This is a genomic window from Pseudoalteromonas sp. DY56-GL22 (assembly GCF_041414715.1).
GTDB classification, from domain to species: domain Bacteria; phylum Pseudomonadota; class Gammaproteobacteria; order Enterobacterales; family Alteromonadaceae; genus Pseudoalteromonas; species Pseudoalteromonas simplex.
Genome location: NZ_JANHZR010000034.1, coordinates 1 through 572, shown reverse-complemented (window position 1 = coordinate 572; position 572 = coordinate 1). Strand labels below are relative to the sequence as shown.

General features: G+C 54.5%; 1 protein-coding gene. It reads right to left on the bottom strand.

What is annotated here, in order from left to right; translation table 11 throughout:
• On the bottom strand, positions 1 to 572 hold a 572-nt coding region (locus NO991_RS20575), incomplete at both ends, for an Ig-like domain-containing protein (RefSeq protein ID WP_371352353.1).

The window sequence follows — 572 nt, the reverse complement described above, 5'->3', positions numbered from 1 at the left end:
GTGTCGACTTCACCACTGTCACTGGCACTGCTGTTATTACCTGCTGCATCACTGATACTGGCACTGACTGTGTAGTTGCCATCGGCTAAGGCTTGCCCTGCTTCGGCGCTCCAATTGCCAGAAGCATCAGTGGTGACTGTCACGCTATGGCTGATACCATCAGCATCGGTAAAGGTCACGGCGAGTGAGGTATTGGCTAAGTCTGAGGTGCCAGTGACCGTCGGCGTATTGTCGTTGGTCAGCGCTGGCGCATCAATGCTAATCGTTGGTGCCGTCACATCGATGGTGCCTGTTTCAGTATCGCTGCCTTCGTTACCCGCCGCGTCACTCACGGTGGCCACCACGGTATAATCACCTTCGGCTAATGCCGTACTTGGCTCAACAGACCAACTGCCATCCGCTTGCACCGTCGCTGTCGCACTTTGTACATTACCAGCACTGTCAGTGATAGTAAGCAGCACTAAGCTGCCCACTGCCGCTCCGGTGGTTTGCCCACTGATGAGCGGTGTCACATCATTACTATCGGCCAAGGTATCAAGGCTAATCGTCGGTGCGGTAATGTCGATTTCACC